At 29.2% G+C, this 10,481-nt stretch carries 13 protein-coding genes; 11 read left to right on the plus strand and 2 right to left on the minus strand.

Annotated elements, in window-relative coordinates; translation table 11 throughout:
* Window positions 1-6: 6 nt before the first annotated feature.
* The 3 genes from AC5EAH_RS04265 (at window position 7) to ruvB (ending at window position 2,174) form a co-directional block, all read left to right on the plus strand.
* The gene (locus tag AC5EAH_RS04265; protein ID WP_493493522.1) at window positions 7-462 is read left to right on the plus strand and encodes an ACT domain-containing protein; all 456 of its coding nucleotides are present in this window, start codon (window positions 7-9) and stop codon (window positions 460-462) included.
* 112 nt (window positions 463-574) lie between these two features.
* Window positions 575-1,180: a Holliday junction branch migration protein RuvA gene (gene ruvA, locus AC5EAH_RS04270; RefSeq protein ID WP_493493523.1), complete on the plus strand. Its 606-nt coding sequence runs from the start codon at window positions 575-577 to the stop codon at window positions 1,178-1,180.
* Window positions 1,181-1,196: 16 nt separating this feature from the next.
* A complete protein-coding gene (gene ruvB / locus AC5EAH_RS04275; protein WP_493493524.1) occupies window positions 1,197-2,174 on the plus strand; it encodes a Holliday junction branch migration DNA helicase RuvB in 978 nt (325 codons plus the stop codon).
* A gap of 25 nt (window positions 2,175-2,199) precedes the next feature.
* Here the strand turns inward: ruvB and AC5EAH_RS04280 are convergent, their stop codons facing one another.
* A complete protein-coding gene (locus AC5EAH_RS04280) occupies window positions 2,200-2,496 on the minus strand; it encodes a YerC/YecD family TrpR-related protein (RefSeq protein ID WP_493493525.1) in 297 nt (98 codons plus the stop codon).
* Between the two features lie 154 nt (window positions 2,497-2,650).
* Between AC5EAH_RS04280 and AC5EAH_RS04285 the strand changes: the two genes are divergently transcribed.
* From AC5EAH_RS04285 to AC5EAH_RS04320, 8 genes are all read left to right on the plus strand, one after another.
* Complete coding sequence (locus AC5EAH_RS04285; RefSeq protein WP_493493533.1) at window positions 2,651-3,820, plus strand: dicarboxylate/amino acid:cation symporter; 1,170 nt, start codon at window positions 2,651-2,653, stop codon at window positions 3,818-3,820.
* Window positions 3,821-3,965: 145 nt separating this feature from the next.
* Window positions 3,966-4,709: a 16S rRNA (uracil(1498)-N(3))-methyltransferase gene (locus tag AC5EAH_RS04290; protein WP_493493526.1), complete on the plus strand. Its 744-nt coding sequence runs from the start codon at window positions 3,966-3,968 to the stop codon at window positions 4,707-4,709.
* Window positions 4,710-4,728: 19 nt separating this feature from the next.
* Complete coding sequence (gene deoC, locus AC5EAH_RS04295; RefSeq protein WP_493493527.1) at window positions 4,729-5,394, plus strand: deoxyribose-phosphate aldolase; 666 nt, start codon at window positions 4,729-4,731, stop codon at window positions 5,392-5,394.
* A 20-nt stretch (window positions 5,395-5,414) separates the two neighbouring features.
* A complete protein-coding gene (locus AC5EAH_RS04300; protein ID WP_493493528.1) occupies window positions 5,415-5,888 on the plus strand; it encodes a DUF4064 domain-containing protein in 474 nt (157 codons plus the stop codon).
* A gap of 83 nt (window positions 5,889-5,971) precedes the next feature.
* On the plus strand, window positions 5,972-6,376 hold the full coding sequence (locus AC5EAH_RS04305) for a DUF4064 domain-containing protein (protein ID WP_493493529.1): 405 nt from the start codon (window positions 5,972-5,974) through the stop codon (window positions 6,374-6,376).
* A gap of 90 nt (window positions 6,377-6,466) precedes the next feature.
* Window positions 6,467-7,450, plus strand: a complete 984-nt coding sequence (gene lplA / locus AC5EAH_RS04310) for a lipoate--protein ligase (RefSeq protein WP_493493530.1) — start codon at window positions 6,467-6,469, stop codon at window positions 7,448-7,450.
* Window positions 7,451-7,551: 101 nt separating this feature from the next.
* On the plus strand, window positions 7,552-9,822 hold the full coding sequence (gene secD, locus AC5EAH_RS04315) for a protein translocase subunit SecD (protein ID WP_493493531.1): 2,271 nt from the start codon (window positions 7,552-7,554) through the stop codon (window positions 9,820-9,822).
* A 14-nt stretch (window positions 9,823-9,836) separates the two neighbouring features.
* Entirely contained in the window at window positions 9,837-10,199 is a 363-nt protein-coding gene (locus AC5EAH_RS04320; RefSeq protein WP_493493532.1) for a LapA family protein, read from the plus strand.
* 178 nt (window positions 10,200-10,377) lie between these two features.
* Here the strand turns inward: AC5EAH_RS04320 and AC5EAH_RS04325 are convergent.
* Window positions 10,378-10,481: IS3 family transposase (locus tag AC5EAH_RS04325; protein WP_493493534.1), on the minus strand; the 104-nt coding region annotated here is incomplete at its 5' end.

A 10,481-nucleotide genomic window follows, 5' to 3' on the forward strand; every position in this document is an offset into this window, starting at 1 on the left:
TTTGTGATGTCAAAAGTATCCAAAGAACATAAATTTTATTTAATTAGAGAAGATGTCTTACCAGAATCTGTGCATAAAACAATTCGTGCTAAAGAATTATTAGATACACATCCTAATATGCCAATTTTAGAAGCAGTAAAAGCCGTGAATTTAAGTCGCAGTGCATTTTATAAATATAAAGATACCATCTTTCCTATTGCTTCATTAGAGTTTGATTCTTATATTACTTTAATTCTGCATATACAAGATAAACCAGGGATTCTTTCGGAAATTTTAAAATTAATTTCTGAATTAAATGGTGATATATTAACCATTCATCAAACCGTACCAATGAAAGAGCAAGCAACAGTAACTATTTCGTTAAAAACAACAAAAATGGAACAATCTATTGATGGTTTAGTTAATTTATTAAGTGAGTTGTCAGATGTCATTAAGGTTGAATTATTAGGGTTAAGTTTTTAATTTTTGAGATGAGTAAATGAACTGAGTCAGTTCCTTACTCATCTTTCTTTTTACTTAGCAATGAATATGATAAAATAAAGAATAATATAACTAAGTTAAGAAGGAGATAAAGATGTACGCATATATTAAAGGTATAGTGACAGCTGTCTATACACAAAATATTGTTGTAGAAGTCGCAGGTGTTGGTTACGAATTAATTACACCTAATGCTTATAGTTTTCAACAATATATAGAACAATCGCCTATGACAATTTATACACAACAAATTGTAAGAGAAGATGCACATAGTTTATATGGATTTATTCAATTAGAACAAAAACAATTATTTAATCAATTATTGAAAGTTAAAGGTATAGGACCTAAAAGTGCATTAGCTATTTTAGCAGCATGTCAAGTCAATGAAATCGTTAGTGCGATCGAACAAGAAAACATTAAATTTTTAACAAAATTTCCAGGTATCGGTGCAAAATCAGCTAAACAGATGGTGTTAGATTTAAAAGGGAAGTTATCAGAATTTCAAGGTGGAGAAGTGCAATTAATTGAAACGAAAAAGACAGTAACAACACCATCTGAAATTGTAGAAGCAGTATTAGTATTAGAAGCTTTAGGTTATTCTAAACGAGAAGTAGATAAAATAGAAAAGAAACTGTTATTGCAATCACTAGATTCAGTCGATGATTATGTTAAATTAGGTTTGAAATTACTAACAGGACTATAGAAAGTGAGGTGGTCTTATGAGATTAGTAGATGATCATCAGTTAGAAAATGAAGAATTTGAAGAACAAAGTTTAAGGCCAACCTTGTTAAAACAATACATTGGTCAACAAAAAATTAAAGATAATTTATCTGTCTTTATTCAAGCCGCACAAATGCGTCAAGAAACATTAGACCATGTTTTATTATATGGTCCACCAGGTTTAGGTAAAACGACATTAGCAACCATCATTGCTAATGAAATGTCTGTTAATATTAGATATACAACAGGTCCTAGTATTGAAAGACCTGGAGATTTAGCAGCGATATTAAACGGCTTGCAGCCAGGTGATGTTTTATTTATTGATGAAATTCATCGTATTCATCGCGTTGTCGAAGAGATATTATATTCAGCTATGGAAGATTTTTGTTTAGATATTATTATAGGTAAAGGTGAAGAAGCAAGAAGTATTCGTATTGATTTACCACCATTTACTTTAATAGGTGCTACAACACGTGTAGGGAGTTTATCGGCACCATTAAGAGATCGTTTTGGTGTTCATTGTAGGCTAGAATATTATAATCAAGATGAATTAAAAACAATTATAGAACGTACATCCGTGATTTTATCTTGTGAAATTGATGAAGCGAGCGCGACCGAATTAGCTTTACGCTCACGTGGGACACCACGTATTGCTAATAGATTACTTCGCCGAGTCCGTGATTTTGCACAAGTGAAAAATGATGCACATATTGATTTACCGACAGCACAATATGCGCTAGATTTATTACAAGTAGATAAAAAAGGTTTAGATCATATCGATCATAAAATTATGTCTTGTATTATTCAACAATATAAAGGTGGTCCAGTAGGATTAGATACAATTGCAGTTAGTATTGGTGAAGAATCCGTTACTTTAGAAGATGTTTATGAACCTTATTTAATACAACAAGGTTTTTTAGAACGCACACCTAGAGGTAGAAAAGCAACCGCTTTAGCACATGAATATTTCAATTAAAAAAGAAGGTAATTTACCTTCTTTTTTAATTATCTATATTTAGACGTTTTAAAGCAGCTGTATAAGTGTCATTACCCCATTCTAAAGAGCGTTTAACACGTGAAATTGTAGCAGTTGATGCACCCGTTTGTGCCTCAATTGTTGCATAAGTATGGCCTTGCTTTAATAATTTAGCTACTTGAAAACGTTGAGATAAAGATTGTATTTCGTTGACTGTGCATAAATCGTCAAAAAATAAATAAGTATCATTTAAATTATCTAAAGTCATAATAGCTGTGAATAATTCATCTAATGCAGGTCCTTTTAATTTATCGATTTGCATAATTAAACTCCTTTTAAAATAACTTCTTATTATAGTTTAATGTATTAAACTATAAAAGTGAAGAAAAATAATGCTTTACATTTTTAAAATTTATCGTTATAATCAATGAATAAGTTAGGATTACAAATGTATTTTTAAGGAGGACAATATGAATTTGAAAAAAATACCTTTATTATTACAAGTGGCAATTGCCATGGTATTAGGTATTTTAATAGGTGCGGTAGCCCCAGAAGGGTTAGTAAGAATTTTTGTAACATTTACAGATATTTTTGGTCAACTATTAAAATTTGCAATTCCATTAATTATTATAGCATTTATTGCGCCTGGTATAGGTGCGTTAACAAAAGGCGCAGGACGTTTATTAGCGATGACAACATCGTTAGCATACGGTTCAACAGTAATTGCTGGATTATTAGCTTTTGGTGTAGCATCATTAATTTATCCAACGATTTTAAAAGGACAAACGATTGCGGCTTTTTCAAATCCAGAAGATGCATTATTGAAAGGATTTTTTACAATTGAAATTCCGCCAGCAATGGAAGTAATGACAGCATTAGTTATATCATTTTTAATTGGTATTGGTATGTCATCATTAAAAACAACACATTTATTTAATGTACTAGATGAATTCAAAGATATTATTGAATCATTTTTAGAAAAAGTTATTATTCCTTTATTACCATTATATATTTTAGGTGTGTTTGCTAATATGACATATGTCGGTCAAATTACATCGATATTAAATGTGTTTTCTAAAGTATTTGTCATGATTATTTTATTACATATTTTAATTTTAATTTTTCAATTTGTTGTAGCAGGTACTTTTAGACAACGTAATCCAATTACAATGTTAAAAACAATGTTACCAGCTTACTTTACAGCATTAGGTACACAATCTTCAGCATCAACAATTCCTGTAACTTTACAGTCAGCGAAGAAATTAGGTGTACGTGAAAAAATTGCCAATTTTGTTATTCCATTATGTGCAACAATTCATTTATCTGGAAGTACAATTACATTAACATCTTGTGCTACAGCGGTTTATTTAATGCAACATGGTATGTTACCAACTTGGGCGCTAATGATTAAATTTATTTTATTATTAGGGATTACAATGGTTGCAGCACCTGGTGTACCAGGTGGTGGTGTGATGGCTGCCTTAGGTATATTAAGTACAGTATTAGGTTTTAACGAAACAATGCTATCATTAATGATTGCATTATATATTGCTCAAGATTCATTTGGTACAGCATGTAATGTGACAGGTGATGCGGCTATCGCCTTAGTAACAGATCATTTGTCAGATGAAGTAGATAATAAATAATTATAAAAGTTTGGTATCTCGTTTGATGCCAAACTTTTATTTTTTATTTAAAGAATTAATACTATATTTTATGTGACTTACTATTTCAAAAAAATATAAAATATGTTATTCTTTATAAGAAAACTAATAAAAAATAGGTGGAATCATGCAGAGATATTTTATTCAACAGCAGGGTCAATTAAATTGTATTTATGAAGTAACATCTGAAGATAGTCATCATATTAAAAATGTGATGCGATTAAAAATAGGTGATAAAATTACTGGTGTGTTTGAAAATGAAGTGTTTATCTGTGAGATTGTAGAATTAGCTAAACATGTTAATATTAAAACTTTAGAACAGATAGAACATCAAGTTGAATTACCATTAAATATTACTATTGTTACTGGTGTTACTAAAGGTGATAAATATGAGTATTTATTACAAAAAGCGACTGAGTTAGGGTGTCATCATTTTATTTTAGTTAATATGGATAGATCCATTGCTAAAGTAACAGAAGCAAAATTACCCCAAAAATTAGAACGTTGGCAAAAAATTGTTAAAGAAGCAGCTGAACAAAGCCAACGTAAACGATTGCCAGATATTCAATATTTGTCTAATATGACTTCATTAATTGAGCAGTTAAATGATTACGATCTTTGTTTATTAGCTTATGAAGAATCAGCTAAACAGAATGAAGTAGCTATGTTAAAAAAAATGTTAGAAACAGTAAAAACGGGACAACGTATTATATGTATTTTTGGGCCTGAAGGTGGTATTTCAGAACATGAATTCCAACAATTGACACAAGCAAAAGTCATTTCAATTGGTTTGGGACCAAGAATTTTACGTGCTGAGACAGCACCATTGTATTTTTTATCAGCAGTAAGTTTTTCAAAAGAATTATTATAAAAATAGGGGAGTATATGACATGACATTAAATAAATTTATTGATCATACATTATTAAAAGCAGATGCAACGACAGAACAAATTGACCAATTGATTGATGAAGCTAAAAAATATGAATTTAAATCAATTTGTATTAATCCAACATGGGTTAAATATTGTGCTGAAAAATTAAAAGATAGTGAAGTATTAGTTTGTACTGTTATTGGTTTTCCACTAGGTGCTAATACGTCAACTGTTAAAGCTTTTGAAGCTAATGAGGCGATTGAAAATGGTGCTGATGAAGTAGATATGGTAATTAATATTGGTGCTTTAAAAGCCGGTGATTTACAAACAGTTGAAGATGATATTAAAGCGGTAGTTGAAAGTGTCAATAAACGTGCATTATTAAAAGTTATTATTGAAACATGTTTATTAACAGAAGAAGAAAAAATACAAGTAAGTGCAATTGTTCGTCATAGTGGCGCAGATTTTATTAAAACTTCAACTGGTTTTTCAACAGGTGGTTCTACGCCAGAAGATGTTGCTTTATTACGTAAAGAAGTTGGCGAAGTGATAGGTGTGAAAGCAAGTGGTGGTGTACGTACATTAGAAGATGCACAAAAAGTTATTGTGAGTGGTGCAACACGTATAGGTACGTCAAATGGTGTAGCTATTATGCAAGGAAAACAAGCTTCAAGTACATATTAATTTAACTCATTGGAGGTTACATGAAAAAATTTAAATTAGAAAAAATATTGGCTTGGATAGGAAACATTCTTTCTATTTTAAGCATGTTGATTTTAATATTATTTGTTGTTAGTATGACAAAAATTCCTGAAATGAAACAAGAAGTAACTTCAGAATTAATGGCAACATCTAATTTGACGATTCAAGATGTACAAACAGCATATGATATGGTAGTTGTTTATCTACAAGGATTGTTAATTATAAGTGTTATTTTTATTATCGTTGCGTTAATAGGTACACTGATGTTAAGTAAATCAAAAGCTTCAGGTATTATTTTAATTATAGTAGGTATTTTAAAATTAGTATTAACATTTGGAACAGGTATTATAACGAGTATTTTATGGATTATTGCAGGCATTAAACGTGTGATTTATAAAGAAGATAACACGCATCATTTATTAAAAGATGAGATGACTGACTTAGAAGATTTAAAAGATCCTTATGAATATCGATAAAAGAATAGAGATAGTAGCATTTTTATAGTAAATACGTTACAATGTAGCTAATGTTATTATTTTATTAGTAAAGGAGAATTTAAATGAATAGAACAGGTGAAAAAATATTAGGTTGGATTGCATTTTTATTTGCATTTCTACAATACGGTTTAGTATGGTTAAGTACATTTTTAGTTTTAAATGATTCAAAATATGTAGCAGCAATTAATAATTTTGGTAAAACAAATTTTAAAATAACAAATTTAAGTGAAGTATTAAGTCAAGTATTACCTACAATTCATATTTATTTTGCAGTGGTAATGTTATTAATTTTTATTGCATTACTAGCATGTTTATTTATGAAACACGCACGTTTTTCGGGGATTATATTAATACTAATTGGTTACATTTTTACAATTGTTACAGGTTTTTCAGGTATTATTTCAGGTTTCTTATGGGTAATTACAGGTATTTTATTATTAGCAAGACGTAAAAATACAAACTATTAAGTTTAATTAATATATGATTTATACTAAGAGTGGCAAGTAATTATTTACTTTACCACTTCTTTTTTATCAAAATTATGAGGTGGACACATTATGAAATATATTCCAAATGATCATCAATTTAATGCACGCATGAATATGGCATTAGAAGAATACGTAGTTAATCATTTACCAAAAGATGATTATTTTTTCTTTCATGTTAATGATAAAAGTATTTTAATAGGTAAAAATCAAAATACTTTAGAAGAAATTAACGCTCAATTTTGTCAAGATAAAAATATTACGATCGTTCGTCGTCTATCAGGTGGGGGCACAGTATTTACTGATTTAGGTGTATTATGCTTTAATTTTGTTACTGATGCCAATGAGCAAACAATACATAATTTTAAAAGGTTTGCTGAACCTGTAATTAAAGCTTTAAATGAATTAGGCATTCCTGCGCAACAGAGTGGACGTAATGATATTTTAGTCAACGATAAGAAAGTATCTGGTTTAGCACAGTATACATCAAAAGATAGAATGTTTAATCACGGTACGTTATTGGTTGATTGTGACATGTCTGAAATTGGTGAAGCATTAAAAGTAGATAAAGTAAAATATGCTTCTCGTGGCATAAAATCAGTACGCGCACGAGTAGCGAATGTAAAAGATTTTAGTGCGTCTGAAATTACAGTGCCATTATTAAAAAAAGTTATTTTAAAACATATTAATCCAGAGGAAGTATATGAATTAACAAAAGATGATTGGCAGAAGATTACTGAGATTTATCATCAACGATTTAATACAGATGAATGGAATTATGGTAAATCACCAAAATTTGACTATGAAAAGAAAGCAAGACTATCTAATGGTACCGTGAAATTACATATTAGCACACAAAAAGGGAAAATAACGCAAATGAAATTATCAGGTGATTTCTTTGGTGTGTCAGATATTTCAGAGTTAACACAACAATTAATTGGTACAATGTTTAATTATCAAGCGTTAGAAACTAAGCTTCAAGAAATTAATTTAGAAAATTATTTATCTGGAATTAGTGTACAAGAATTATTACATTTTATTTTTGATGAAGCGTGATAGTATAATTCGCTTTAAATCTACGTTTGTAAGGTGTATAATTAATAAATATTATGTGCTTATTTTGAGTAGCTAGAATATAAAAAACTAAGGAGAAGACTATGATTAAAAAAAGTCGTATATTTGCATTTTTTGCAATATTAATCATGTTAGGTGCTTTAATCGGTCTTACTGCGAAACCACAGTTTCAAAAAGTGAATCTAGGTTTAGATTTACAAGGTGGTTTTGAAGTATTATATCAATTAGAACCCGTTAAAGCAGGTCAAAAACTAACAGAAGAAACAGTAAAATCTACAGCACAAACATTAAGTAAACGTGTTAATGTTTTAGGTGTCAGTGAACCAATTATTCAAGTAGAATCAGGTAATCGTATTCGAGTACAATTAGCAGGTGTAAAAGATCCAGCACAAGCGCGTACTTTATTATCTACTTCAGCGAATTTAACGATTCGTGATGTACATGATAAAGTTTTATTAGACGGATCTGATTTAAAAGAAAATGGTGCTAGTCAAGGTTTTGATGACAAAAATGCAGCAGATGTTATTTTAACATTAAAAGATGCTAATAAGTTTGCTAAAGTCACTAAACAAATTAGCAGTATGCCTAAAGGTCAAAATCTATTAGTTATTTGGATGGATTTTGAAGAAGGTAAAGATCATTTTATAAAAGAAGCTCATAAAAAACAACATAAGTATATTTCAGCGGCTTCAGTAAATGAAGTGATTAATTCAGAAACTGTACAAATTACAGGTGGTTTTAAAGTTGAAGAAGCAAAAGAAATGGCCGATTTATTAAATTCTGGTTCATTACCTGTTAAATTAAAAGAAATTTATTCAAATTCTGTGGGTGCACAATTTGGACAAGATTCATTAAAAGATACGGTATATGCTGGAGTTGTTGGTTTTGCAGCGATTGCTGTATTTATGTTATTTGCTTATCGCTTACCAGGATTAATTGCTAATATTATGTTAGTCGCTTATGTTTACATCACAGTTGTTGCCTTTAATTTTATTGGTGGTGTGTTAACTTTACCTGGTATTGCCGCCTTAATTCTTGGTGTAGGGATGTCAGTAGATGCTAATATTATTATGTATGAGCGTATTAAAGAAGAATTAAGAATAGGACGTTCAGTTAAACGTGCGTATGCTTCAGGAGCTAAATCATCATTTTTAACTATCTTTGATGCCAATATTACAACGGTTATTGCAGCAGCAGTATTATTTATTTTTGGAACGAGTTCTGTTAAAGGATTTGCGACATTATTATTACTATCAATTGTGATTATTTTTATTACGGCCATCGCTGGTACACGTTTATTATTATCATTATTAGTTAATTCTAATTTATTAAATAAAAAAACATGGTTATTCGGTGTAAGTAAAAAACGTATTCATAAATTGTCAGATAATGTGCATACATTAAATTTAACAACACGTTTTGATCGTTTTAGTTTTGTAAAACACGCTAAGAAATTCTTTGCCTTAAGTTTACTTTTACTATGTGCTGGTGGTTTTGTTACAGCAACACAAGGTTTGAATTTAGGTGTTGATTTCTCAAGTGGTACACGTATTGATGTAGTATCTAAAACAGCATTAACAACTAATGACGTTAAAAAAGATTTTGAAACGATGAAAGTTCATCCAGAAAAAATTACAATGTCAACGGATAATAAAACAGCAACCATTATTGTTAAAAAGACATTTACAGAAAAACAATCTATTGAAGTTAAGCAATATTTAGAAAAAAAATATCATAGTGAACCGACGATGAACTCAGTATCACCTGTTATAGGAAAAGAATTAGCTGTAAATGCTTTATATGCTTTAGGTATTGCCTCAATAGGTATTATTATTTATGTAGCTATTCGATTTGAATGGGCAATGGGATTAACAGCCGTATTGGCATTATTACACGATGCATTAATTATTATTTTCATTTTCTCATTAATTCGTGTGGAAGTAGATATTACCTTTATTGCAGCGGTATTAACAATTATTGGTTACTCAATTAATGATACCATTGTTACATTTGACCGTGTCAGAGAACATTTACAGTTCAAAAAAGTTATTAAAAGTCGCAAACAAATTGACAGTATAGTTGACATGTCATTACGTCAAACTTTAACACGTTCGATTAATACGATTTTAACAGTATTGATTATGGTTGTAGCAATGATTTTCTTAGGTAGTCCAGCAATTTTACCATTTAATATTGCATTATTAATAGGATTAATTTTCGGTTTATATTCATCGTTATTTATTGCCGTACAATTATGGGGCATGATTAAAAAACGTGAAATAAAGAAAAAAGGTAAGTTGAATTTTGACTATGAAGAAAAGTATGGTTATAATAACGATAAAGTCGTGGTTTAATAAAGGAGAAGATAATGAGTAAACAAATTTCATCAATTATTGCAATTGTATTAGTTATTTTAGTAGCAATATTTTCAATTTTAAATATTAAAGAAGTAGACATTAATTTCTTAGTTTCACAAGTACGTGTACCTTTAGTTTTAATCATTTTAATTTCGGTTGCTGTCGGAGCAATTATCAATTTTGCTTTCGGTTTTTCTAAAAATTTAAAAAATAATAGAGATATTAAAAAATTAAAAAAACAAATCGAAGCAATGAGTAAAGAAAATAATGATTTAAAAAATGATATTGCACAATTGAAATTAGATAATGTTGAACAAATCGAAGAAGTAAAAGAAGAATTGTCAACACAACAACCAACAGAACAAAAAGCTTAAGTCATTTACCCAAGTTAGAATATTATCTAGCTTGGGTTTTATTAATAGATTTTATCATTTAATGACTAATTAAAAAGATAACAAACTAATATATGTGAATGTATTGTCAAACATAATTTTAGAAAATCTGGATTGTCAACACTTGTCTGAACAAAAAATATAAGGGTATTGATATAAATTATATATTATTATCTAAATAATATTTTTTAAATTGAATAGGTGTTTGATAATTCAACCCACCATGATAACGAATATGATTCCACCAATTAACAAAATCAAATA

It is taken from the genome of Staphylococcus sp. B1(2026), assembly GCF_058895785.1.